This is a genomic window from Nocardia sp. CDC519 (genome assembly GCF_059509835.1).
The window spans coordinates 832606-855846 of sequence record NZ_CM183377.1 but is presented as its reverse complement, the minus strand read 5'-3'; the positions used below and the strand labels follow the sequence as shown (position 1 = coordinate 855846).

Sequence of the window (23241 nt, the reverse complement as noted above, 5' to 3'; positions counted from 1 at the left end):
CGCACCGTTCAGATCACCCCTCCTGCATGGGAATCCGAACCCCACGCTCCCGTGCAACCTCTGCCGCGTGCTCGTAACCCGCATCCACATGCCGGATCACACCCATACCGGGATCATTGGTCAGCACCCGCTCCAGCTTCTGAGCGGCGAGCTCGGTGCCGTCGGCGATGCAGACCTGGCCGGCGTGGATGGAGCGGCCCATGCCGACCCCACCACCGTGGTGGATGGACACCCACGAGGCGCCCGACGCCGTGTTCAGCAGGGCGTTGAGCAGCGGCCAGTCGGCGATGGCGTCGGAACCGTCTGCCATGGCTTCGGTTTCGCGGTAGGGGGAGGCCACCGAGCCCGAGTCGAGGTGGTCACGGCCGATGGCTACGGGGGCGGAGAGTTCGCCGGAGGCGACCATTTCGTTGAATTTCAGGCCCGCGCGGTGCCGTTCGCCGTAGCCGAGCCAGCAGATGCGCGCGGGCAGGCCTTCGAAGTGCACCTTTTCGCCTGCCATGGTGATCCAGCGCTTGAGGTGCTCGTTCTCCGGGAACAGTTCGAGGATCGCCTTGTCGGTGGCGGCGATGTCCTTGGGGTCACCGGAGAGCGCGGCCCAGCGGAAGGGGCCGAGGCCCTCTTCGAAGAGCGGACGGATGTAGGCGGGGACGAATCCGGGGAATTCGAAGGCGCGGCTGTATCCGCCCTTGCGGGCTTCGTCGCGGATGGAGTTGCCGTAGTCGAACACCTCGGCGCCCTTGTCCATGAACCCGACCATGGCTTCGACGTGCTTGGCCATCGAAGCCTGCGCTTCGGTGGTGAACCAGCCCGGATCCTTGTCGGCGAGCTTGTGCCAGTCCTCCAGAGCCACGCCGATCGGCAGGTAGGACAGCGGGTCGTGGGCCGAGGTCTGGTCGGTGACGATGTCGATGGGCGCGTCCATCTCCAGCAGCTGCGGGAACACCTCGGCGGCATTGCCGACCAGGCCGATGGACAGCGGCTTGCGTTCGTCGCGCATCTTGATGGCCAGGTCGAGCGCGTCCTGCACGGTGTCGACCTTGGTGTCGAGGTAGCCGTGGGCGATGCGGCGGTCGATGCGGGCCGGGTCGCAGTCGACGCAGATCGCGACGCCCTCGTTCATGGTGACGGCCAGCGGCTGCGCACCGCCCATACCGCCCATACCGGCGGTGAGGGTGATGGTGCCCGCGAGGGTGCCGCCGAAGCGCTTGCGCGCGACGGCGCCGAAGGTTTCGTAGGTGCCCTGCAAGATGCCCTGGCTGCCGATGTAGATCCAGGAGCCGGCGGTCATCTGCCCGTACATGATCAGGCCGAGCTGTTCGAGCTTGCGGAATTCTTCCCAGTTGGCCCAGTCGCCGACCAGGTTGGAGTTGGCCAGCAGCACGCGCGGCGCCCACTCGTTGGTGCGGAACACGCCGACCGGCTTGCCGGACTGCACCAGCAGCGTTTCATCGGATTTCAGCGTCTTCAGCGTGCGCACGATGGCGTCGAAGGCCTCCCAGCTGCGGGCGGCGCGGCCGGTGCCGCCGTAGACGACGAGATCGTCGGGGCGTTCGGCGACCTCGGGGTCGAGGTTGTTCATCAGCATCCGCAGCGCGCCTTCTTGCTGCCAGCCGAGGGTGCTCAGCTCGCTGCCACGGTCGGCGCGGACGGGACGCGGGCCGGACTGCGGCCGGGTGGAAGCGTCGGTCATGGGGTTCTCTCCTCAGAAAAACGAATGTGTGCCGAATCACTGGTTAGGTGTATAGTCCTGTATATACAACCACCTGTCAAGCGTCCTCAGCGGAAGCGGTGAGACTTCCGTTCGGAAGGTAGTGACATGAAGGCAACGTCGACGGCTCCGGTGCGAGATTCGAATACGGATGTGCGATACGAGCGACCCGGAGGCGGCTGGGATGAGCGCTTGCGGGCCACTCCGATCGCGCCCCACCTCGCCGACCACTACGTATCGGCTATATCAGAAGGCTATAAGCAGGACGTCGATCCGGGTAGCGCCCCGAACGACCTCGCCCACCTGGAACACCTCGGCCCCGGCGACGTCGAGCTGGCGCTGCACCGGATCCCGGAATCGAGCGAGGATTGGGTGCTCACCCTCTACCTCGGTGGACGGCCGGCATCGTTGAGCGAGGTATTGCCGATCGTGCAGAGCCTCGGCGTGGAGGTGCTCGACGAGCGGCCGTACGTCATCGCGAACACCGGCGGCCTCGCCTGCCGCATCTACCGCTTCTCGCTGCGCTATCCCGAACGCCTGCTACCACCGCATCTGGACGACGCCGATTTCGCCCGCCGTTTCACCGCCACCTGCGCCGCCATCTGGCACGGCCGGGCGGAGGCGGATCGTTTCAATGAACTGGTACCGCGCGCGGGACTGGACCACCGCCAGGTCATCGTGCTGCGCGCCTACGCGAACTATCTGCGCCAAGGCGAATTCCCGTACAGCCGAGCCCATATCGCGAACGTCCTGGGTGAGCATCCCGGGATCACGCGCGGCCTGGTGAGTCTGTTCGAGGCCCGATTCGATCCGGCCGCACCGGAGTCCGATACCGAATCACTGCTGGAGACGCTCGAGGAAGGCATTGCCGCCGTCCCCGGCTTGGATGCCGACCGTATTCTGCGCGCCTACCTCAGCGTTATCGACGCGACTCTGCGCACCAACCACTACGTCCACGGCGAACCCGGCGCCGACACCTGCCTGGCCGTCAAACTCGATCCCCGCCGGATTGCCGAACTCCCTTCGCCGCGGCCGCATTTCGAGATCTACGTCTATTCCCCGCGCGTGGAGGGCGTGCACATGCGGTTCGGGATGGTGGCGCGCGGTGGGCTGCGCTGGTCGGATCGCAAGGAGGATTTCCGCACCGAGGTGCTCGGGCTGGCCAAGGCGCAAGCGGTGAAGAATGCCGTCATCGTGCCCGCGGGCGCCAAGGGCGGCTTCGTGGTCAAGCGTCCGCCCGCACCCACCGGCGATCCCGCCGCTGACCGGGAAGCGCTGCGGTCCGAGGGAATTCGCTGCTACCGCACATTCATCGGCGGGCTGCTCGACCTCACCGACAATCTCGACCTCACCACCGGCGCCGTGATCGCCCCGCCCGGCGTGCGCCGCCGCGACGGCGACGACACCTACCTCGTGGTCGCCGCCGACAAGGGCACCGCCACCTTCTCCGATATCGCCAACGAGGTGGCCGCGAACCACGGCTACTGGCTCGGCGACGCCTTCGCCTCCGGCGGCTCGGTCGGCTACGACCACAAGGCGCTCGGTATCACCGCCCGCGGGGCGTGGGAGAGCGTGAAGCGGCATTTCCGCGAACTCGGCGTGGATCCGCGGTCGCAGGATTTCACCGCGGTCGGCATCGGCGATATGAGCGGCGACGTCTTCGGCAACGGCATGCTCGCGTCCAGGCATATCCGGCTGGTCGCGGCGTTCGACCACCGCCACATCTTCCTCGATCCCGATCCCGACGCGGCGACGTCCTACGCCGAACGCTCCCGGCTGTTCGCGAAACCACGCTCATCCTGGGCCGATTACGCGCCCGAACTGATCAGCGCGGGCGGCGGAGTGTGGGAACGCACGAGCAAATCCGTGCCGATCAGCGCCCAGGCGCGCGCCGCGCTCGGCCTGGTCGACGATGTCACCGCGATGACCCCGCCCGAACTCGTGCGCGCGATCCTGCGCGCACCGGTGGATCTGCTCTGGAACGGCGGCATCGGCACCTATGTCAAGGCGAGCACCGAGACCCATCTGGACGTCGGAGACAAGAACAACGACGCCGTCCGCATCGACGGCGCCGAGGTCCGTGCCAGGATCGTCGGCGAGGGCGGCAATCTCGGCTGCACCCAGCGCGGCCGCATCGAATACGCCCGCGCGGGCGGGCGGATCAATACCGACGCCCTGGACAATTCGGCGGGCGTCGACTGCTCCGACCACGAGGTGAATATCAAGATTCTGCTCGACGGCCTGGTCGGAGCGGGCAGGCTCACCACCGGCGAACGCAACGCGCTACTGGGTGAGATGGCCTCCGAGGTATCGCGGCTGGTGCTGGCCGACAATGCCTCGCAGAACCAGCTCATGGGCACCAGCCGGGCCAGGGCAGCGGCCTCGATCGCGGTGCACGGCAGGCTCATCGACCATCTCGAGGCCACCACCGGCCTGGATCGCGAACTGGACGTGCTGCCGAGCAAGAAGGAGATCGCCGCGCGGCAGCGGGCGGGACAGGGGCTCACCTCACCCGAGCTCGCCACCCTGCTCGCGCACGTCAAGCTCGGGCTGCAGGCCGACCTGCTGGCCGGCGATCTGCCCGACAGCCCGGCCTTCGCCGACGATCTCGCCCGCTACTTCCCGCGCCCACTGCGCGAGCGGTACGCCGACGTGATCGCCGAGCATCCGCTGCGCCGCGAGATCGTGGCGACGGTGCTGACCAACACCGTCGTCGACAACGGCGGCATCACCTACGCCTATCGGCTCTCGGAGGAATCCGGTGCCAGCAATGCCGACGCGGTGCGCGCGTTCGCCGTGGTCGCGGCCGTCTTCGACCTGCCGGCCCTGTGGCGTGACATTCGTGGCAGCGGGTTGAGTGCCGAGCTCACCGACGAGTTGATCGTGCTCAGCCGCAGACTGCTCGACCGGGCCTCGCGCTGGATGCTCACCCAGCGCCCGCAACCGCTGGCCGTCGGCGCCGAGATCCGGCGCTTCCGCGATCGCATCGCCGAACTGACACCGGGGGTGGCGGGCTGGTTGTCCGGCAGCGACGCGGCCGATCTGGGCAACCGCACCGCCGCGCTGGTCGATCGGGGCGTACCGGAGGATCTGGCCGCGCGCGTGTCGCTGCTGCTGGATCAGTTCGCGCTGCTCGACATCATCGAGATCGCCGAGATCTCCGGCCGCCCGCCCGCCGCGGTGGCCGAGGTCTATTACCTACTCGGACAACGGCTCGGCGTGGTGCCGCAACTGGTGGCGGTATCCCGGCTGGAACGCGGCACGAAATGGAACGCACTTGCGCGCGTGGCGTTGCGCGACGAGTTGTACGCCACGATCCGCGCACTCTGCCAGGACGTCCTGGCCGACGGCGACCCGGGCGAGCCCGCCGAAGACGTCATCGGTGGATGGGAGCAGCGCAGCGCGGCCCGGCTCGACCGCACGCAACGTATCCTCGGGGCAATCTCGGAATCGGGCGAACAGGATCTGGCGGCGCTGTCGGTCGCGACCAGGCAGCTACGGGCGCTGGCGCGATGAGCACGCGGGCCGGTACGAAAACCCGTGAGGCAAGGGAACGGATGTCGGTGGTGGCGATCGAAGTAGTCGATGCGGAGCTCGCGGAGCTCTACGGCGGGCTCGGGACCGAGTTCGCCGCCTACGAGCGCGTCAAGCAGCTGATCGTGTCGCAGATCAAAGTCGGCAGGTGGCGCGAGGGCGATCAGATCCCGTCGGAGAACCAGCTGGTCAATGCGCTGGGCCTGTCCAGGATGACGATCAACCGCGCGCTGCGCGATCTCACCGCCGAGGGCGTGCTCAACCGGGTGATGGGCGTTGGCACCTTCGTCGCGCCGACCAAGGCCGCCTCACCGTTGTTCGAGGTCAAGAACATCGCCGACGAGATCTCCGAACGCGGGCACCGGCATCGCACCGAGATCGTGTTCGTCCGCGCCGAAGACGCCGATGCGGGCCATCCGCTGCTCGGTAACGATCTGAGCGGGAAGGTCTTTCATTCGCTGATCGTGCATTTCGAAGACGATGTGCCGATCCAGCTGGAGGACCGCTACGTGAATCCGGCGGAGGCACCGCGGTATCTCGAACAGGATTTCACCGCGCAGACCCCGAACACCTATCTCAGTGAGGTGGCCCCGCTCGAACGCGGCGAACACGTCGTCGAGGCGGTGCTGGCCAGTGCCGAGGAATGCCGGCTGCTCGGTATCGCGCGCTCGGAGCCGTGCCTGCTGATCCGCCGCCGCACCTGGTCGCGCAGCGGTCTGGTGAGCGCGGCGCGGTTGATCCATCCCGGGTCGCGCAGCCGGTTGGAAGGGGCGTTCGGCAGCGGACAGGGCTGAGCCGAATCTCGCGGAACGTCTCCCCAAGTGCACGAGACTCGAAAGCATCGAACCTTGGATGGCAGGCGTTGCCCGCCCGGCGCGGTGACGACCTGATCGTGGTGCTCGGCTGTGGCCCGCGCCAGAGGTCAGTCGCGGCGCAGCGCGTCGGCTATCCGGTCCGCGGCGGCGACGGGATCTTCGTGCTCCCAGATCCGGATGACGTGCCAGCCCGCCGCGGCGAGGGCGGCATCGGTGGCACGATCGCGGGCCACGTTGGCGGCCAGCTTCTCGGCCCACCACTCGGCGTTGTTCTTCGGGTAGGTGGCGTGCTGCGGGCAGCTGTGCCAGAAGCAACCGTCGACGTAGACGGCCACCTTGAGCCGCGGAAAGACCACGTCGGCGCGGCGGCGCTGGCCGCGCACCGGTGCCCGGTCGACGAAGTAGCGCAGGCCGCGCCGATGCAATTCACGGCGCAGGGCGAGTTCGGGCTCGGTGCCCGCGCGGCGCTGCCGGGACATGCGGGCACTGGTCGCGGGATCGGTGGGCCGACGTCGAGCGGTCACGGTTCGGTCCGCGAGCCCTGTCGGAGATCCGTCCACGCCGCGGACACCGCCGGCGAGTGCGCGTGCGCGGCCGAAGTGTCGTGCCGCTCGACGCGTCTCGGCGCGGTGACAGGGGCCGGCGCCGTGCTGGGCAGCCCGCGCATCCACCGGTCCGGGTTCATGCCGCCCAGCCGCCCATGCGGTCGAGATGGGCTTCCACATCGTCCAGGAACCCCGGCGGGAACCGCAGGCTGCCCATCGCGGTGCGGCGCAGGAAACCGGCGGTGGCGCGCGCCGAGAGCAGGCGGGAGTCGGTCAGGAAGTTCTTCAGATCCTCATACGGCTCGTGCACCGGCCAGGTGGACACCGGCACCTCGAACGCGCTGCCATTGCGGCCCCACGCGGCAACCGGCCACGGTTTGCCCGGCGGCAGCGGGCGATCACCGGGCAGCGGGTCCAGTGGCGCCGCCAGCCGGGCGCCCACCCACGACGCCATCCGCACACTCACCGCATTGCCGACCAGCTTCCAGCGATGGCCTTGCCGGATACCCGGCACTTCGGTGGCGGGCGCGGTCCAGTCGGGGTCGAAGCCCTGCAGCATCTCCCCGTCGACGATTCCCGGCGTCACGATCTCCCCGGACGGTAACCGTACGGCGGGCGGGCTGGCGATACCAAGACCGGAACCACCCTTGAGTGTCGGCACCGCGTTGACCGCCCAGCCGAGCCCGCGCACGCCCTCGGTCCAATAGAAGCCGCACGGATCGCTGTCGGCATCGCCCACCGTGCGCGGGCCGGCGTCCTCGCCGAAGAGCACCCCGCGCGGATCTTCGGTGCGCGAGGCCAGCATGAGTACCCGGTTGCGGCGCTGCGGCAGGCCGAAGGCACGCGCGTCCACCACCCGATACGCCCAGGTGTACCCCAGTTCCTCCAACGCGGCGGTGATGTGGCGCATGGCCGCGCCGCGCCCGAGTTGCAGCATGAACGGCACGTTCTCGATCAACAGCCAGCGCGGCCCGCGTTTGCGCCGGACCAGCCGGAAAACCTCATCCACCAGGCCCGAACGGTCGCCGGTGATGCCCGCGGTCCGGCCCGCCTGCGAGAGGTCCTGGCAGGGAAAACCGGCCGCGACCAATTCCGTCCCGCCCGGGATCGCGCGCAGCCGGGTGATGTCGGCGTGCAGCGGCACATCCGGGAAACGCGCTGCCAGCACCCCTTGCGCGCCCGGATCGATCTCGCACAGCAGCTCGGTCTGCCAGCCGTTCTCGGCCAGCCCGAGCTCGAGCCCGCCGATCCCCGCGAACAGCCCGACCATCGTGCTGTGTTTTTTCGGCGCCTGCGGCGTCGCGTGTTCGCGGCCCCGTGGTGTCTCGTGACTCCGCTGCTCGCCTTCGGTTTGCGTCGCGGCAGCGGAGACACGAGACGCGCCGCGAACTTTCATGCTCGGTCTCGTTTCGCTCGAAAACGGGTGTGACCGGCCATTGTATTCGGGGGTGTCGAACGCTCAGAGCGCCACTTCGCCGGTGCGGTTCAATGCGCGCATATCGGTGATCCGGGCGTCGAGTGCGCCCGCGATGCCTCCGGTGTGCGGGGTGTGGAAACGCTCACAACGCCACTTCGTTGGTGCAGTCGAACTCGCGCACGTCGGCGGCGGTGATCTGGACGTCGAGCTCGCCCGAGGTGCCCTCACCGCGGAACACCTCGACCGCCGCGCGGTTGGTCCAGCGCTCGTAGACGTTGACGCGGTCGGGCTCCACCAGATCCGCACCGAGGGTGAAATCCAGACAGCCCGGCGCTTCCCGCGCCTGCTCGACCACCTCGCGGCAGGCCTCGAGGTAGCGGTCCCGATCGGTGACTCTCAGGTATCCGGCGACGATCAGCACACCCGGAGTGTAAGTCCGGACCTGCCCGGATGGGCGGGAAGAAAATCGGTTGGCTGTTCGTAATCGCGGTGCCAGTCTGGATGGGCCCGTTTGTTGTCATACCCCCACTGCGATGATCGAGGGCGTCGCCGGTGTCGGGGTGCGGATCGCCGGAGACATCGATGAACCGAAGGGGGAGATTTGTCCGTCACGCTGGACGCGCCTTCCACTGACACGGAGGCCGATAGACAGCCGCTGCCCGCGCGCGCCACGGGGCGGCGCGCCTCGCTGCTCAGGTTCTGGCCGTATCTGCGGCCGTATCGAAACCAGCTGATCGCCGCCACTGTGCTCTCGGCAGTCGCCATGTTGACGGCGGTGCTCACCCCGCTGGTGATCGCGCGGATCGTGGACGGCCCGATCGCACGTGGCGATTTCGGCGGCGTCATCGCGCCGGTGCTGCTGGTGCTGGTGCTCGGAGTGATCGAAGCGATCGGCGTGTGGGGCCGCCGCTGGCTGCTCGCCGAGCCGGCCACCCAGTTCGAGATCACCATGCGGGCCAAGATCTTTCGAGAACTCCAGGCACTGTCCATCGGCAGGCACGATTCCTGGGAGTCCGGCCAGCTGCTCTCGCGCGCGGTCGACGATCTGGCCACCTTGCGCCGGTTCATCGGATTCGCCGGCCCGGTGCTGGTGATCCACGCCGTCGTCATCCCGGTCGGCCTGGCCGTGCTGGTGGCGATGAGCTGGCAGATCGGCGTGATCTTCGCCGTCGCCGCGGTGCCGATCACGATCATCTGCCTCCGATTCGAACGCCGCTATGCCGGTGCGTCGCGCCGCTCCCAGGATCAATCCGGTGATCTGGCCACCACCGCGGAGGAATCCGCGCAGGGCATCCGGGTGCTCAAGGCCTTCGGTCGCGGCACCTTCTTCGGCGCCCATTTCACCGCGCAGGCCCGCGAACTCCAGCGCACCGAGATGTACAAGGTGCGCCTGGACGCCACGCTCTGGGCGTCGCTGGTGGTGCTCTCGGAAGCGATCCTGGTGTTCGCGCTCGGATTCGGCGCGTACGCGGTGGTCGGTGGCACGATGTCGCTCGGTGCCGCGGTCGGCGCCATCACCCTGGCCACCTTCTTGCAATGGCCGATCATCTGGACGGGCTTCCTGCTCGCCGAACTGAACGATGCGGGCACCGCGGCCGACCGGTACTGGGAGATCATCGACACCCCGGTCGAGATCACCGATCCCGAGGCCCCGGTGGATCTGCCGGAACGGATCGTCGGTGAACTCCGGCTGGACGGTGTGCGTTTCGGCTTCCCCGAGGCCGAAAGCGAGGTGTTGCGCGATATTTCGCTGGTGGTCCGTCCTGGTGAGACGGTGGCGCTGGTGGGTGCGACGGGCAGCGGAAAGACGGCCCTGCTCAACCTGATTCCCCGGCTCTACGACGTCACCGGTGGCGTCATCACCATCGACGGCATCGATATCTCCACCCTGCGGGTGCGTGATCTGCGTTCGCTGGTGTCGGTGGCGTTCGAGGATCCGGTGCTGTTCTCGGCGAGCGTGCGCGAGAACGTCGCGCTCGGCGATCCAGACGCCTCCGACGACGATGTGCGGCGCGCCCTGGAGATCGCGCAGGCCATCGACTTCGTGTCGAATCTGCCATGGGGGCTGGACACCAGGATCGGCGAGCAGGGGTTGAGCCTGTCCGGTGGGCAGCGGCAGCGGCTGGCGCTGGCCCGGGCGGTGCTCACCCGGGCCGGTCAGGAACGTCGCGCGCGCATCGTCGTGCTGGACGACCCGCTGTCGGCTCTCGATGTGCAGACCGAGGAGAAGGTGCAGGAACGTCTGCGCACCGCACTGGCCGGCGCCACCACGCTGCTGGTCGCGCATCGGCCCTCCACCGCCGCCCTCGCCGATCGGGTCGCCCTGCTGGCCGACGGCCGCATCGTCGCCGAAGGCACTCACGACCACCTGCTGCGCACCAGCAGCCGCTACCGCGAACTGATGGGAGGTGAACGATGAGCAGCACCGACGGATCCGCGACGACGCGGGAATCCGGCTCCGGCGCCGCCGTGCTCGAACGCGCGGAAGAGATCGCCGATTGGCGGGGTATCGCCAGCGAGGACAAGGAGGTCACCGAGACCGGAAACCTCGTGCTCGCGGCGCGCTCACGGCGGCTGCTGGCCGAGCTGGTACGCCCGTACCGCAAGCTGGCCGCGCTGGCGCTCGCCATCATCGTGGTCGACAACGCCGCGACGGTGGTCGGCCCACTGTTCGTCGCCTACGGGCTCGACCGCGGCATCAGCGCGGGCCGAGCAGGCGATTGGACGCCGCTGCTGTGGGCCACAGGCGGCTACCTGGGCGCGGCCCTGATCGGTGGGCTCACCACGTTCTGCTTCGTGCGCGTCGCCGGCAGGCTCAGCCAGAACGTGCTGTTCGACCTGCGGGTGCGCGCGTTCGCCCATGTGCAGCAACTCGACGTCGAGTTCCACGAGAAATACACCTCCGGCAAGGTCGTCGCCCGCCTCACCGGCGATATCGAAACCCTCCAGGAACTACTGGAAGGCGCGCTGAACGAAGCGTTGAGCGCGATCCTGTCGGTCCTCACCATCGCGGTGCTGCTGGTCTACCTCGACCTGACGCTGGCCGCGGTCGTCTTCGCCGGTTTCGTGCCGCTGTTCCTGGTCACCCGCTGGGCCCAGCGCAGGCAGCGCGCCGGATACCGCCGCACCCGCGGGGCCATCGCCAAGGTCGTGGTGCAGTTCGTGGAGTCGATGGGCGGGATGCGCGCGGTGCAGGCCTTCCGCAGGGAAGAGCGCAACGAATCGGTGCTCGCCGTCGAAGACGGCGCGTATCGCGAAGCCAACGTCACCGCGGTGCGCGGCATGGGCGAATACGCGGGACTCACCCGGCTGCTCGGCAACCTCACCACCGTCGTCGTGATCATCGTCGGCGCCTGGCAGGTGATCGACGGCCACCTCGCCGTCGGCGTGCTGGCGGCCTACCTGCTGTACCTGAAGAACTTCTATGGCCCGCTCGACGAGCTGGCGCAGGTGTTCAACTCCTACCAATCGGCCGCGGCCGCGCTGGAGAAGATCTCGGGTGTACTGGAGGAGCGCCCGGCGGTAGCCGAGCCCAGTGATCCGGTTCCGCTCGGCAAGGTCGCCGGTGGGATGCGATTGGACCGCGTGTGGTTCGACTACGCCGCCCGCGTCCGCGCCGGGGCCGATGCCGCCGCCGCGGGAACGAGCACCGCCGAACCGGGCACCCCCGCCACTGCGGCCGGAGCTCAGGAACCGCGCGGCCCGGTTTTACCCGAGATGACCCTCGATATCCCGGCCGGCCAGGTGGTGGCGCTCGTCGGGCCCACCGGTGCGGGCAAATCCACCCTGGCCAAGCTGCTGACCCGCTTCTACGATCCGTCCGGCGGCGTCGTCACCCTGGACGGTATCGACCTGCGCCGGATCAGCGACGCGGATCTGCGCCGGCACGTCTGCATGGTCACCCAGGAGGCGTACCTGTTCTCCGGTTCGGTCGCCGACAACATCCGGCTCGGACGGCCCGACGCCACCGACGCAGAGGTGCACGAGGCCGCGCGGGCGGTCGGTTTGTACGACTTCGTGCAGGCCCTGCCCGAGGGTTTCGACACCGATGTGCGCAAACGCGGCGGCAGGCTCTCCGCCGGGCAACGGCAGCTGGTGGCCTTCGCCCGGGTGTTCCTCGCCGACCCGGCGGTGATCGTGCTGGATGAGGCCACCTCGAGCCTCGACATTCCCAGCGAACGCCTGGTGCAGGACGCCCTGGAGACGGTGCTGCGGGATCGGACCGCGGTCATCATCGCGCACCGGCTGTCCACCGTGGCCATCGCGGATCGGGTGCTGGTGCTGGAAGCGGGCCGCATCGTGGAAGACGGCACACCGCAGGAGCTGATCGCGGGCAACGGCCGTTTCGCGGGTTTGCACGCGGCGTGGCGCGAGTCGCTGGTGTGATGCGGCCATGACGCCGTTGTCGCTTACGGTAGATACGTGACGCACGCGACCGACGCAGCATCAGGCAACGAGAGCCCGTCGCCCTCACGGTGGCCCGCGGTCCTCACCTGGCGCGCACACGACGCGACGCGGATGGAATCGGTCCGCGTGACCGTCAATGGCAACCGCATCCGGGCCACCGGCCGCATCATCGGCGGCGCAGGCGCCGAGCATCCGGCGTTCAGCGCCTCCTACGATCTGGTCACCGACGAGAACGGCGCCACCAAACGCCTCTCGCTGCGCAGCACCACGGCCGCGGGGGAGCGGCACGCCTCCATCTCCCGCGATGAGGAGAACTACTGGCTGATCGACGCCACCGGCACCCACATCCGCTCCACCTTCGGCGGCGCCCTCGATGTGGACGTGGTGCTCAGCCCGTTCTTCAACACCCTGCCCATCCGCCGCTTCAGCCTCCAGCACGCGGTCGAGGATGTGCAGGTCCCGGTCGTCTATGTGCGCCTGCCCGAGCTCACCGTCCAGGAAGCCAGCCTCGTCTACAGCAGCGCCAGCGACGGCATCAGCGTGCTCTCCCCGGTGTCGAGCGCGACCGTCACCGTCGACCAGGACGGCTTCCTCCTCGACTACCCGGGCCTGGCCGAACGCATCTGAACAGCCGGCTGAGCGCCTGCCGGACGGGTGGGTCGGGCTCGCCGATCAGTCGAGGCGGGTGATGACGCCCCCGCGTTGCCCGGCCTCCCGCAGACGCTCCAGCCAGTCCTGATCGCCGGGCCTGATATCGGTGATCTCCCAGCGTTCGGTCGTTTCGTACCGTTGCCGCGCGTCGTGCCCTGCCTCGGTGAGATCGGCGAGTGAACCGTCCTCTTCGAGCAGGTCGCGGGCCGCGTTCAGCACCGTCAGGGTTTCGTCGAGCACCTCGAGCAGGGCCGCCGCATTCGGCTCGCAGATCGCGCGCACCAGGTCGGGGGCGGTGGCCGCGACGCGGGTGCCATCCCGGAACGAGCCCGCGGCCAGTCCGAGTGCCAGCTCACCGCCACCCGCGCCCGCGACCGCCAGGGCCTCGGCCAGGACATGCGGCAGATGCGAGATGCGGGCCACCGCCCGGTCGTGCTCCTCGGCGACGACCGGGACAACCACCGACCCGCAGGCGAGCGCCAGCCGCACCACCCGCGTCCAGGGCTGTGGATGGGTGCCGGGGTCGACCCCGACCGCCCAGGCAGCGCCTCGGAAAAGGGTCGGATCGGTTGCCGCCCAGCCGGACTGCGAGGTTCCCGCCATCGGATGCCCGCCGACGAACCGCGCGCCGAGCCCATGTCGCCGCGCGGCCGCCGCGACCGGCGCTTTCACGCTCACCACATCGGTCACCGCACAGTCCGGGGCGAAGGTGGAGACAGCGGACAGAATCTGGTCGACCGCTGGCATCGGCACCGCGACCACGATCAGCGCATCGGTCTCGGCTGCCCGGCGCAGTACGGCGGGCAGGTCGCCGGTGACGTCGAAGCCGTCCGCGCGCGCCGCCTCGGCGCCCGCCGCCGACCGGTTGTATCCCCACGCCCGGAATCCGGCGCCGACCGCCGCGCGCAGCAGCGATCCGCCGATCAATCCGGTCCCGAGAACGCAGACGGGGGCTTGCTGATCACCAGTCACCGGAACAGATTCGCATACGACTTCAACATTTGACCTCGAGCCGACTACCGTTGCGCCCATGGCAGCACAGCGCTCGGGCGGGAACAGGGCGGCGTCGGACGATTTCGACGACGTGGAAGGTTTCGCGGTAGCCGTTGTCCGTGAAGACGGCACCTGGCGGTGTAGTCCGCTGAGCTCGGCCGCGCTCACCAGCCTGGCCGCAGCCGAAGACGAACTCAAGGCACTGCGCAGCTCGGGCGCGGTGTTCGGATTGCTCGACGTCGACGACGAATTCTTCGTGGTGGTGCGCCCCGCGCCCAGCGGAACCCGCCTGCTGGTCTCGGACGCCACCGCCGCGATCGACTACGACATCGCCGCCGATGTCCTCGAATCGCTGAACGTCGAGATCCCCGATATCGATCCGGACGAATTGGACGATGTCGAACCGTGGGAGGAGGGCGATCTCGGTGTGCTGGCCGACCTCGGCCTGCCCGAACCGGTGCTCAGCGTCATCCTCGCCGAAACCGACCTCTACCCCGACGAGCAGCTCGGCATGATCGCCCAGCGCCTCGGCTTCGCCAACGAACTGTCGGCGGTGCTGGACAAACTGCCGCGCTGAGATGAGCATGGCCCGGCCCGCCGAGGCCGACATGATCCGCGCCGCGATCGAGGCCGCCCGCGCCGCCGACCCACGAGACGTCCCGGTCGGCGCGGTCGTCTTCGACGCCGACGGCCGCGAGCTGGCCCGCGCCGCCAACGCCAGGGAAGCCCTCGGCGACCCCACCGCGCACGCCGAGATTCTGGCCCTACGCCGGGCCGCCGCCGTGCACGGTGACGGCTGGCGGCTGGAAGGCGCCACCCTCGCCGTCACCCTCGAACCGTGCACCATGTGTGCGGGTGCCCTGGTGCTGGCCCGTGTCGGCCGCCTCGTCTTCGGCGCCTGGGAACCCAAAACCGGCGCCGTCGGCTCCCTCTGGGACGTGGTCCGCGACCGCCGCCTCAACCACCGCCCCGAAGTTCGTGGCGGCATCCTGGAACCCGAATGCGCCGCCCTCCTCGACGAGTTCTTCCACGCCCAACGCTGACCTTGCTGACCTGCCGATTTAGCGATCCGCGAGGCATCCGGTAGCCTAGTCGGCGGTGGCGTGTCCGAGCGGCCTAAGGAGCACGCCTCGAAAGCGTGTGAGGGGTAACCCCCCTCCGAGGGTTCAAATCCCTCCGCCACCGCCATAAAGCCCCTCACCTGTTCGGTGAGGGGCTTTTCTGGTCCGAGGTGGATCGACTAGTCGTAGTGACCGCGGCAGGCAACGACAATGTCATTGTCACCCTCGGACGTTGCGGGATCGTCGGCGTCGATGAGTTCCCGCCCGGTGGCCTGTCCCGCCTCGGCCTGAGCGATGCCCTTCGCCAGCCAACTCATCGCGAGTTGCTCGGACAACCGCCGCCGGCGAAAGTTCCGTGGCGTTTCGCCGTATTCGGATTTGAACGCCGTCGAGAAACCGGCGCTGGTGAACCCGCAGCGCGCGGCGACCTCGCCGATGGACAGCGGCCCGGGCCGCGCCAGCAGATCACGGGCCGCGCGCAGGGCTTCGGTGCGCCGCAGATCCCGGTAGGTGATACCGGTGTGATGCAGCACCGACCGCAGTTGCCTCGGCGACCAGCCGAGCGCATGGGCGACAGCGGGCAGCCGGACGTCACCGGAACCGAGGTTCTTTCGCACGAAAGCGCGGATGGCATCGATCATTTCGGCCGCGTTGGCCTGCTGCGGCCCGACGTCGCCGACGAGCATCAGGCCGAGCAGCTCGGTGGCCCGATCGCAAACGGCGTCGAATTCCAATGCCGTCAGGTTCGATCGACCGGCGAGGGTGCTGCTGAGCATGCTCAGCACCACCTGGCCGAGCGCGGTCGACATATCGAGCACCGTGCCGGAGGCACCGCAGGCGGACAACCGCTGTTGGAGTTGCGCGCGTGGCAGCAGCAGCGCGTACGCCGTCGAGACGGGTAACAGGACGCGGCAGGCCAGGTCCAGCTCGAGGACGAAGCCGTGCCGCGGCGGCACCCGGACCAGCCGCTCGGGCTGCTGGATGACGTATTCACCCTGCTCCGGGAACACGATCCAGCAGTGATCGGCCGGGCCGCGCCGGATATGGGAGCGGCTGCGGTTCATCAGATGGTCGCCGCGCTGTTGTGCGCGCAGCAGGGTGTAGCCCGAGGTTTCTTGCACCGTGATCCGCGCCCACCAGTTGGCCGGGTCGCGGTACCGGTGCTCGGCGGTGAGGAAATGGTCGGTGACCTCGGTCCACACCGCCGTGCTCGCCACGGTCAGCTCGGAATACCGCATGCCGGAAACTCGGTCGCTCTGATGATGATCTCCACGTGTCCGCTCAGCGGTGGTCGGACAAAATTCTCGCATCTCCCCGCCCGCGGGACGTCGCCCGCTCAGTCAACGGATCGGAGCTGAACCGGAACGCAGAGCGGACCATTGGTCATGAACTGCGGCGCATACGGGATCTCGGCCGGCGCGCAGGCCAGGCGCAGCTGCGGGAACCGGTCGAACAACGTGGCCAGCGCGATGCGCGACTCCAGCCTGGCCAGGTGGGCGCCGAGGCAGAAGTGCGGGCCGCGCCCGAAGCCGAGCTGATCCGAGTGGTCGCGATCGATGTCGAAGACGTCGGCGTCCGGGTACTTCTGCCGATCGCGGCCCACACCGGCGTACCAGCCGACGATCGCACCGGCGGGGATGTCGACCCCGGCGATCCGAACATCGTGCAGGGCATAGCGATTGAACATGGCGCACGCCGCGTTCCGGTAGCGCAGGGTCTCCTCGACCACATCGGCCCACCGATCACCGGCGCGGGCCGCCGCGAGCTGTTCGGGGAAGGTGTGCAGCGCCACCACCGCGTTGCCGAGCAGATGCATCGTGGTCTCGTGTCCGGCGACGATGATGATCCACAGCATCTCCACCAGCTCGGCGTCGGCGAGTCCGTGTTCGGGTTGGGCCCGCACCAGATCCGAGGTGAGATCGTCACCCGGGTCGTTGTGCTTGTCCGCGATCAACCCGGTCAGGTATCCCACCATTTCCTGCATGGCCGCCTGGGTCTGCTCGCCGGTGCTGGTGTGCGAGATGAGGGTGGCGGTCCAGCCGCGGAACTTCGGCCGATCGCCGGCGGGGACGCCGAACAGTTCGCAGATCACCCCGACCGGCAACGGCATCGTGAAGCTGTCGACGAGGTCGACCTCCGGCTGGTCGGCGAAGTTGTCGATCAGGTCGTTGGTGAGCTGCCGGATTCGGGGTTCGAGCTGAGCGACCCGGGCCGGGGTGAAGGCGCGGGCGATGGCCCGGCGCATCCGCAGATGGTCGGCGCCGTCCTTGTTGAGCAGGTGGTCGGCGTCGGTCAGTACCCGCAGCGGCCAGTCGGCGGGAACCGTACCGTCGTGCATCGCGGGGCAGTTCTTCGTGCTCTTGCTGAACACCGTGCCGTCACCGGCCAGGACCTCGGTCACCGCCTGATGGCTGACCGCCATCCACGCCCGAACGCCGCCCGGCAGTTCGTAGGGCACGATCGGCCCCGTTCGGATCATCCGGTCGAAGGTGTCGATTACTGGTTCGCCCGCGGTGGGCAGTTGGATGAGGGACTCGGTCATGCGGTTCTCCGGTGCTGTGATCGGCCTCTGACTGCGCGCGTCGATGGGCGCTCGACGAGTGTGGGCCGCGACCAGGCCGCGCAACCACTCGATCGGGATTCTCTGCCCCGCAGCGAAATCCGCTGTCGCGAATCGAAAATCCGGCGCCGTAGCCCGGCCAGCCTCGGCAGCTCTCAGCGCGGGCGCGGCACGTTCTGCTCGAACTGTCCGGAGACGTTGCCGGGCTCGAGGTAGAGGGCGACGACGATGTGCTTGTTGTTCTTGGTGGCGAACCCGATGCCGAGGCGGGTGCTCGCCTTCCACACGACCTGCGTGAAATGGCCGGTGTTCATGGCGAAACCCGGCTTCGCGTAGTCATAGTCCTTGACCTCGTCGTACCACATCTGGACAGCGGTCCGGACGTGCTGAACCCCGTCCGCCGTGCCACCGTAGGCCATGTAGAGGTTCTCCCCGGCACCGCTCTTGTACGGACACGAGTGGTCTATCTGGCCCTTGTCGACGTAGTACACGGCGCACTGCCCCGCCTTGCCGACCAGATCCTGGACCAGCGTCATGGGCGGCGAGCCGTGCCTGGCCCGGTATCTGTTGTGCGCATCGAGGCCCGCCTGTGCGTACTGCTCTTGTCCGACAGCCGGTCCCGTGCCGGTGACCAGCACGGTGAGCACACCAGCGGCGACAGCCGACCACAACCGTCCAGCACGCACGACAACCTCCCGGTGTAGAGCAGAGCTCGATGAGAAACGACCAGAGAACACTGGAACATGAACGGCCCGAAGCGATTCGGTCCGAGCTGAGCATACCGTTGTCCCGTGCCGCGCAGACCGGAATCTGCCTCCTGAGCCTGTCTCGATGACTCGTGCGCCCGTCTCGATGCGCCGACAGCCAGGAGCGTGACCGGGACGGACGCCCTCGGGTTCCGGTGACGTCGTCAGCGGCGGTTCAGGCCGGACAGCTGCCAGGCCAGGCGGTGGCGGACGGCGGGGAGTTTGCCCGCGAGGCGCATCGCCGCGTTGCGGAAGGGGCGCAGCTTCGCGGAAACGGTGGCGACGTCGGTGAGACGGCTCGCGATGGAAACCACTGCTTCGGCCGTGCTTCGGCGGCCGGTCGCGAGTTCGTCGAGGATGGCGTCGGGGGCGCCGCCCAGCACCTGCGACAGCGCCTCGGCGGAGGTGATCGCGTCCTCGATACCGAGGTTCATGCCTTGTCCGCCGGCCGGTGAGTGCACATGCCCCGCGTCGCCCGCCAGCAGGATTCGTCCGTGCCGGAAGGTATCGGCGATGCGGTGGTGGACCCGGAAACGGGAGCCCCAGAGCACTTCCTCGACCACTGCGCGGTGGGCTCGCGGGCCGCGTTCGTCCAGCAGGCGCTGCACGAAGGCGATATCGGGGTCGTGGGGTGCTTCGTCGACGGTGGCGACGATGCGGAACATGTTGTCGGGCAGCGGTGCGACGACGACCAGTCCGGCGGGGGAGAAGTACAGGATCACCTCGTCGCGCGGGACGCCGCCGGACAGGCGGACGTCGGCGAGGGTGAACGATTCGGCGTAGGTGCCGCCGTCGAAACCGATGCCCGCCTGTTCGCGCACCAGGCTGTGCATGCCGTCGGCGCCGATCAGGTAGCGGGCGCGGATCTGCTTGCCGTCGTCCAGGATCGCGGTGACGCCGTCGGCATCCTGGGTGATATCGGTGACGGTGGCGGGCCGAAGCACCGTGCCGCCGAGTTCGGAAAGCCGCTTCAGCAGGAACTTTTCGGTATCGGCCTGGGAAATCATCAGGGTGTACGGGTAGGCGGTGGGGAGGTCGCTGAACGGGACGGCGATCAGCAGCTGATCGCGGTCGCGGATGGTGAAGGTCGGGGTGTGCAGGCCGCGGGCGACGAGGGCGGATGTCACGCCGTAGGGCTCGAGCAGTTCGAGCGTGCGCGGGTGTACGACGGCGGCGCGCGAGGTGTTCGCGCCTTCGCTCTGGCTGTCGACGATCACCACATGGTGGCCGAGCTGTTCGAGAACGACTGCCGCGGTGAGCCCTGCCGGTCCGGCTCCGACGATCAGTACGTCGGTGTTGGAGTTCGTCATTGCGGTCCTCCTGAGAAAGTCAACAACTGTTGGCATTCAAGGTAGAGGCATGAATTCGCTATGTCAACAGTTGTTGGCCTACACTCGTTGACATGAGACGATCAGCGGAGGAAACGAAGGCCGTCATCCTCGCGGTGGCCAGGGAACGGTTCGCCGCCGACGGATACGACCGCGCGACCATCCGCGCCATCGCCGCCGACGCGGGCATCGATCCGGCGATGGTCATGCGCTACTACGGCAACAAGGAACGGCTGTTCGCGGCAGCCGTGGAATTCGATCTCGAACTACCCGACCTGTCGGCGGTGCCGCGGGAACGGCTCGGCGCCACCGTCGTCGCGCATTTCCTGGAACGCTGGGAGCGCGATGAAGCCCTGCTGATCCTGCTGCGCGCCGGGGTGACCAACGAATCCGCGGCCGAGCGGATGCGCTCGATCTTCGCCGCCCAGCTGGCCCCCGTGATCGCCCGCGCCGTCGACGACCCGCGGCAGGTGCCGCTGCGCGCCGGGCTGGCGGCCTCGCAGATCCTCGGGATGGCACTCGGACGTTTCGTGCTGGCGTTCCCGCCGTTGGCGGCGATGACCAGGCAGGAGATCATCGCGTGGATCGGGCCCACGCTTCAGCGCTATCTCACCGGAACACCTGATCTCGACGCCGACATCGAGCGGCTCGCCGCCGGCGAATAGTGACCGGCTACGACGCTCGGCCCTCGGTGGCCCGGCGCGCCGCCGCCATGTACCCGAGTACCAGCGGACGGTGGTCGTCCCGGCGATGCGCGACGGCGAGTTCGGCAGGCGTCACGCCGTGGATGGGGCGCACCACCACGTCGTCGCGGGCGATCAACGGGGCATTGCCTGCGGCGAGCAGCACCAGGCCGAGTCCCGCCGCGACCGCCTCGTAGGTTTCCTCGGCACTCGTGATCTCCGCGCCGATCGTGGGCGGGCGCCCGGCACGGGAATCCATGGCCAGCCAGTAGTCGCGCAGCGCGCCCGCTTCCGGTGGCAGCGCGAGGAAGGGTTCGTCGATGACGTCGGCGAAGTCGATGAACTCCCGCTCGGCCAGCCGATGCGAGGCGGGCAGTGCGATAGTGCGCGGCTCGCGGGCCACGACCACGGTGTCGAAGCGGTGCTGCTCCGGCAGCGGCAACCAGACGAACGCCACGTCCGTGCTGCCGTCGCCGAGCCCGGCGGTGGGATCGCCCCATGCGATCTGCCGCAAGGTGATGCTGATCTGCGGGAAGCGCTCGGTCACGCGGGAGCGGATGGCGGGCAGCAGGCCGCGGCCTGGGCTGGTGCTCATGCCGATGACAAGCGTCGCCGCCTGGGTGGTTTTCGCGGCGTCGACGGCGGCGCGGGCGGTGGTCCATTCGGCGAGGATGGTGCGGGCATGGGGGAGTAGAGCCAGGCCGACCGGTGTCAGCGTGACGGTTCGCCGGTCGCGATCGAACAGCGGGGCGCCCAGCTGACGTTCGAGGGCGCGGATCTGCTTACTCAGTGCTGGCTGAGAGATGAACAGCCGTTCGGCGGCGCGGCCGAAGTGCAGTTCCTCGGCGACCGCGACGAAGTAGCCGAGGTCCCGGCCGTGGACGTCCATAACCAATGGTTATCACAACGGGTCTTGGACGGGTGGTGCGGCAGCGGGCCAGGATGGATCCATGAACGAACCCAAGGTTTGGCTGATCACCGGCGCGACAAGCGGATTCGGCCGCGCGCTCACCGAAGCGGCGATCGCGGCGGGCGATACCGTCGTCGCGGCCGTGCGCCGCCCCGAAGCTCTCGACGCGCTGGTGGCCGCGCACCCCGATCAGGTCGATCCGGTCCGGCTCGACGTCACCGATGCCGCTCGCGCGCAGGACGTGATCGCCGACGTCCTGGCCCGGCACGGCCGCATCGACGTGCTGGTCAACAATGCCGGCCGCACGCAGGTCGGCGCCGTCGAGGCGACCACCGACGCCGAATTACGCGACCTGTTCGACGTGCACTTCTTCGGCCCGGCCGCGCTCACCCGCGCGGTGCTGCCGTCCATGCGGGAACGTCGCAGCGGCGCCATCGTGAATCTGAGCAGCATGGGCGGGCAGATGTCGTTCGCCGGGTTCGGTGCCTACAGCGCAACGAAATTCGCGCTGGAAGGGCTCTCGGAAGCGCTCGCCGACGAAGTGAAGGGCTTCGGCATCAAGGTGCTCGTCGTGGAGCCGGGCTCGTTCCGCACCAACCTGTTCGGTAAGAACGCCGCCTACTTCAGCGCCGACCACCCGGCCTACGCCGATACTGTCGGCGCGACAAAGGAATTCGTGCACAGCGGCGACGGTGCGCAGGCCGGGGATCCAGCGAAGGCGGCCGCTGCGATCATCACCGCGCTGAACTCCGAACAGACCCCGCTGCGCCTGCCGCTGGGCAGCGACGCCGTCGACGCCATCGTCGGCCACCTCGACGGTGTACGCGCCGAACTGGACCAGTGGGAAAAGCTCGCCCGCGATACCGCGTTCGACGAGTAGCGGATGGCATGCGCCGGGATCGCCGACTCGAGATCAGCCCGAGCCTGCGGTCCCGGAATCATCCCGGCAACCACACCAGGCAGAACGTATGTCCCACCGGGTCGGTGTACACCCGGAAATTCTCGGCCGCCTGCACGAATTTCGCGCCCGCGGCCAGCACGGCCGGCTCGGCGACATCGATATCGGTGACCAGGATGTCGAGGTGGATCTGTTGGGAGGCCTTCGGGTCGGGGAAATGTGGCGGCTCATATTCGGGCGCGAGCTGGAAGGCCAGGCGGCAGCCCTGCGGTTCGACCATCGCCACCCAGGTGTCGTCGCTTTCCGGTTCGATGATTTCCCCACCGAGTAGGCGCAAATAGAACTCGGCCAGTTCACGTGGTTCGGGGCAATCCAGCACCACCGTGCGTAAGCCGACGACGCCCGTCGCTGCCATGCTCGTCTCCTTCTCCGAGGCGGGTGATCACCGAAGGGCTACCCGTTCGGACCACCGGTAACCGCTGCCGCCGCGGCCGTCGGCGGGTTCGAGACCTTGGCCGCAGCCCCCTCGGGCTGAATACTGGAGGCAGCGCCTTCGCTGAACAGGGGCGCGAGCACGCTGCCGAACAGTCGATCGGCCGGGACGATCCGGCCGCCAGGAAATCGCGGTAGTGCGTTCGGCCGCAGTGGTGACAACCGCCCGTCCGGCAGCACGGTGATAGCCGGGCACCGCACCGGGTACTCCCTGGGTACTCGGAGATGGAAGGAACGATTGCCATGCGCGAGCCCTCCATTCGCGCCCGATCGTCTCGTGGTTTCGGTGCGAGTTTGCTGAGTTTGTTGTTTACGCTGTGGTTGGTGATCGGATTCGTCGCCGCATTTCAGCGCGACTATTTCACCGCCGCCCCGGCCCAATGCCGCGATTTCGCCACCATCGCGCTGACCGTCGTCTCGGGTCCGCTCAACTACGCGGGTCTCAATCCGAGGGTCGAGCACTGCACATTGCCCGAACCGAGCCAGTAGC

21 protein-coding genes and 1 tRNA gene are annotated in these 23241 nt (G+C 68.5%); 11 read left to right on the top strand and 11 right to left on the bottom strand.

Going from position 1 to position 23241, the window contains the following annotated elements:
- Window positions 1–13: 13 nt before the first annotated feature.
- Window positions 14–1693, bottom strand: coding sequence for a urocanate hydratase (gene hutU, locus AC5W7N_RS03790; RefSeq protein WP_495923258.1), 1680 nt, complete (start codon window positions 1691–1693; stop codon window positions 14–16).
- A gap of 171 nt (window positions 1694–1864) precedes the next feature.
- On the opposite strand from hutU, the gene AC5W7N_RS03785 reads away from it, so the two are divergent.
- Window positions 1865–5227 (top strand): NAD-glutamate dehydrogenase domain-containing protein, encoded by a 3363-nt coding sequence (locus tag AC5W7N_RS03785; RefSeq protein ID WP_495923257.1) that lies wholly within the window; start codon window positions 1865–1867, stop codon window positions 5225–5227.
- A gap of 41 nt (window positions 5228–5268) precedes the next feature.
- Window positions 5269–6039, top strand: coding sequence for a histidine utilization transcriptional repressor HutC (hutC, locus tag AC5W7N_RS03780; RefSeq protein ID WP_163813572.1), 771 nt, complete (start codon window positions 5269–5271; stop codon window positions 6037–6039).
- A gap of 128 nt (window positions 6040–6167) precedes the next feature.
- On the opposite strand, the gene AC5W7N_RS03775 is transcribed toward hutC, so the two are convergent.
- The 3 genes from AC5W7N_RS03775 to AC5W7N_RS03765 all read right to left on the bottom strand — a co-directional run bounded on the left by AC5W7N_RS03775 (window position 6168) and on the right by AC5W7N_RS03765 (window position 8443).
- Window positions 6168–6539, bottom strand: coding sequence for a very short patch repair endonuclease (locus AC5W7N_RS03775; RefSeq protein WP_163813571.1), 372 nt, complete (start codon window positions 6537–6539; stop codon window positions 6168–6170).
- A gap of 202 nt (window positions 6540–6741) precedes the next feature.
- Window positions 6742–7875, bottom strand: a complete 1134-nt coding sequence (locus AC5W7N_RS03770) for a DNA cytosine methyltransferase (RefSeq protein WP_495923255.1) — start codon at window positions 7873–7875, stop codon at window positions 6742–6744.
- A 289-nt stretch (window positions 7876–8164) separates the two neighbouring features.
- Entirely contained in the window at window positions 8165–8443 is a 279-nt protein-coding gene (locus AC5W7N_RS03765) for a putative quinol monooxygenase (RefSeq protein WP_163813509.1), read from the bottom strand.
- 342 nt (window positions 8444–8785) lie between these two features.
- On the opposite strand from AC5W7N_RS03765, the gene AC5W7N_RS03760 reads away from it, so the two are divergent.
- From AC5W7N_RS03760 to AC5W7N_RS03750, 3 genes are all read left to right on the top strand, one after another.
- Window positions 8786–10441: an ABC transporter ATP-binding protein gene (locus AC5W7N_RS03760; protein WP_228815896.1), complete on the top strand. Its 1656-nt coding sequence runs from the start codon at window positions 8786–8788 to the stop codon at window positions 10439–10441.
- Window positions 10438–12408: an ABC transporter ATP-binding protein gene (locus AC5W7N_RS03755; protein ID WP_490724495.1), complete on the top strand. Its 1971-nt coding sequence runs from the start codon at window positions 10438–10440 to the stop codon at window positions 12406–12408. The genes AC5W7N_RS03760 and AC5W7N_RS03755 overlap by 4 nt, the downstream gene beginning before the upstream one ends.
- Before the next feature lie 132 nt (window positions 12409–12540).
- On the top strand, window positions 12541–13056 hold the full coding sequence (locus AC5W7N_RS03750; protein ID WP_036531927.1) for a putative glycolipid-binding domain-containing protein: 516 nt from the start codon (window positions 12541–12543) through the stop codon (window positions 13054–13056).
- Window positions 13057–13101: 45 nt separating this feature from the next.
- Here AC5W7N_RS03750 and AC5W7N_RS03745 read toward each other — a convergent pair whose 3' ends face one another.
- Window positions 13102–14052 (bottom strand): prephenate dehydrogenase, encoded by a 951-nt coding sequence (locus AC5W7N_RS03745; protein WP_280498847.1) that lies wholly within the window; start codon window positions 14050–14052, stop codon window positions 13102–13104.
- A 58-nt stretch (window positions 14053–14110) separates the two neighbouring features.
- Between AC5W7N_RS03745 and AC5W7N_RS03740 the strand changes: the two genes are divergently transcribed.
- The 3 genes from AC5W7N_RS03740 (at window position 14111) to AC5W7N_RS03730 (ending at window position 15261) form a co-directional block, all read left to right on the top strand.
- Window positions 14111–14650: a tRNA adenosine deaminase-associated protein gene (locus AC5W7N_RS03740; RefSeq protein ID WP_163813505.1), complete on the top strand. Its 540-nt coding sequence runs from the start codon at window positions 14111–14113 to the stop codon at window positions 14648–14650.
- A gap of 7 nt (window positions 14651–14657) precedes the next feature.
- Window positions 14658–15116 (top strand): nucleoside deaminase, encoded by a 459-nt coding sequence (locus AC5W7N_RS03735; RefSeq protein ID WP_228806951.1) that lies wholly within the window; start codon window positions 14658–14660, stop codon window positions 15114–15116.
- Window positions 15117–15170: 54 nt separating this feature from the next.
- A tRNA-Ser gene (locus tag AC5W7N_RS03730) sits at window positions 15171–15261 on the top strand.
- A gap of 52 nt (window positions 15262–15313) precedes the next feature.
- Here the strand turns inward: AC5W7N_RS03730 and AC5W7N_RS03725 are convergent.
- The 4 genes from AC5W7N_RS03725 to AC5W7N_RS03710 all read right to left on the bottom strand — a co-directional run bounded on the left by AC5W7N_RS03725 (window position 15314) and on the right by AC5W7N_RS03710 (window position 19750).
- Entirely contained in the window at window positions 15314–16372 is a 1059-nt protein-coding gene (locus AC5W7N_RS03725; protein WP_495923253.1) for a helix-turn-helix transcriptional regulator, read from the bottom strand.
- A 98-nt stretch (window positions 16373–16470) separates the two neighbouring features.
- Complete coding sequence (locus AC5W7N_RS03720) at window positions 16471–17676, bottom strand: cytochrome P450 family protein (protein ID WP_163813502.1); 1206 nt, start codon at window positions 17674–17676, stop codon at window positions 16471–16473.
- A gap of 173 nt (window positions 17677–17849) precedes the next feature.
- Entirely contained in the window at window positions 17850–18380 is a 531-nt protein-coding gene (locus AC5W7N_RS03715; RefSeq protein ID WP_163813501.1) for a CAP family protein, read from the bottom strand.
- 224 nt (window positions 18381–18604) lie between these two features.
- Window positions 18605–19750 (bottom strand): FAD-dependent monooxygenase, encoded by a 1146-nt coding sequence (locus tag AC5W7N_RS03710; RefSeq protein ID WP_495923251.1) that lies wholly within the window; start codon window positions 19748–19750, stop codon window positions 18605–18607.
- A 92-nt stretch (window positions 19751–19842) separates the two neighbouring features.
- Between AC5W7N_RS03710 and AC5W7N_RS03705 the strand changes: the two genes are divergently transcribed.
- Window positions 19843–20433, top strand: a complete 591-nt coding sequence (locus AC5W7N_RS03705) for a TetR/AcrR family transcriptional regulator (RefSeq protein ID WP_163813499.1) — start codon at window positions 19843–19845, stop codon at window positions 20431–20433.
- A gap of 7 nt (window positions 20434–20440) precedes the next feature.
- Here AC5W7N_RS03705 and AC5W7N_RS03700 read toward each other — a convergent pair whose 3' ends face one another.
- The gene (locus tag AC5W7N_RS03700) at window positions 20441–21340 is read right to left on the bottom strand and encodes a LysR family transcriptional regulator (protein WP_195006898.1); all 900 of its coding nucleotides are present in this window, start codon (window positions 21338–21340) and stop codon (window positions 20441–20443) included.
- Window positions 21341–21401: 61 nt separating this feature from the next.
- Here AC5W7N_RS03700 and AC5W7N_RS03695 point away from each other — a divergent pair, with 61 nt between their 5' ends.
- Window positions 21402–22241, top strand: a complete 840-nt coding sequence (locus AC5W7N_RS03695; protein WP_195006899.1) for an oxidoreductase — start codon at window positions 21402–21404, stop codon at window positions 22239–22241.
- A gap of 58 nt (window positions 22242–22299) precedes the next feature.
- Here the strand turns inward: AC5W7N_RS03695 and AC5W7N_RS03690 are convergent, their stop codons facing one another.
- The gene (locus AC5W7N_RS03690; protein WP_195020441.1) at window positions 22300–22674 is read right to left on the bottom strand and encodes a VOC family protein; all 375 of its coding nucleotides are present in this window, start codon (window positions 22672–22674) and stop codon (window positions 22300–22302) included.
- Window positions 22675–23075: 401 nt separating this feature from the next.
- Between AC5W7N_RS03690 and AC5W7N_RS03685 the strand changes: the two genes are divergently transcribed.
- Window positions 23076–23240 carry a hypothetical protein gene (locus AC5W7N_RS03685; RefSeq protein WP_306306367.1) on the top strand — a complete coding sequence of 55 codons (165 nt, stop codon included), beginning with the start codon at window positions 23076–23078 and terminating at the stop codon, window positions 23238–23240.
- Window position 23241: the final 1 nt, after the last annotated feature.

Excerpts from the sequence above, each read along its gene's own strand:
- hutU (WP_495923258.1), bottom strand. The coding sequence starts at position 1,693 with ATGACCGACGCTTCCACCCGGCCGCAGTCCGGCCCGCGTCCCGTCCGC.
- hutC (WP_163813572.1), top strand. The coding sequence starts at position 5,269 with ATGTCGGTGGTGGCGATCGAAGTAGTCGATGCGGAGCTCGCGGAGCTC.
- AC5W7N_RS03775 (WP_163813571.1), bottom strand. The coding sequence starts at position 6,539 with ATGTCCCGGCAGCGCCGCGCGGGCACCGAGCCCGAACTCGCCCTGCGC.
- AC5W7N_RS03770 (WP_495923255.1), bottom strand. The coding sequence starts at position 7,875 with ATGGTCGGGCTGTTCGCGGGGATCGGCGGGCTCGAGCTCGGGCTGGCC.
- AC5W7N_RS03760 (WP_228815896.1), top strand. The coding sequence starts at position 8,786 with ATGTTGACGGCGGTGCTCACCCCGCTGGTGATCGCGCGGATCGTGGAC.
- AC5W7N_RS03755 (WP_490724495.1), top strand. The coding sequence starts at position 10,438 with ATGAGCAGCACCGACGGATCCGCGACGACGCGGGAATCCGGCTCCGGC.
- AC5W7N_RS03750 (WP_036531927.1), top strand. The coding sequence starts at position 12,541 with ATGGAATCGGTCCGCGTGACCGTCAATGGCAACCGCATCCGGGCCACC.
- AC5W7N_RS03740 (WP_163813505.1), top strand. The coding sequence starts at position 14,111 with ATGGCAGCACAGCGCTCGGGCGGGAACAGGGCGGCGTCGGACGATTTC.
- AC5W7N_RS03735 (WP_228806951.1), top strand. The coding sequence starts at position 14,658 with ATGGCCCGGCCCGCCGAGGCCGACATGATCCGCGCCGCGATCGAGGCC.
- AC5W7N_RS03725 (WP_495923253.1), bottom strand. The coding sequence starts at position 16,372 with ATGCGGTATTCCGAGCTGACCGTGGCGAGCACGGCGGTGTGGACCGAG.
- AC5W7N_RS03720 (WP_163813502.1), bottom strand. The coding sequence starts at position 17,676 with ATGACCGAGTCCCTCATCCAACTGCCCACCGCGGGCGAACCAGTAATC.
- AC5W7N_RS03710 (WP_495923251.1), bottom strand. The coding sequence starts at position 19,750 with ATGACGAACTCCAACACCGACGTACTGATCGTCGGAGCCGGACCGGCA.
- AC5W7N_RS03705 (WP_163813499.1), top strand. The coding sequence starts at position 19,843 with ATGAGACGATCAGCGGAGGAAACGAAGGCCGTCATCCTCGCGGTGGCC.
- AC5W7N_RS03700 (WP_195006898.1), bottom strand. The coding sequence starts at position 21,340 with ATGGACGTCCACGGCCGGGACCTCGGCTACTTCGTCGCGGTCGCCGAG.
- AC5W7N_RS03695 (WP_195006899.1), top strand. The coding sequence starts at position 21,402 with ATGAACGAACCCAAGGTTTGGCTGATCACCGGCGCGACAAGCGGATTC.
- AC5W7N_RS03690 (WP_195020441.1), bottom strand. The coding sequence starts at position 22,674 with ATGGCAGCGACGGGCGTCGTCGGCTTACGCACGGTGGTGCTGGATTGC.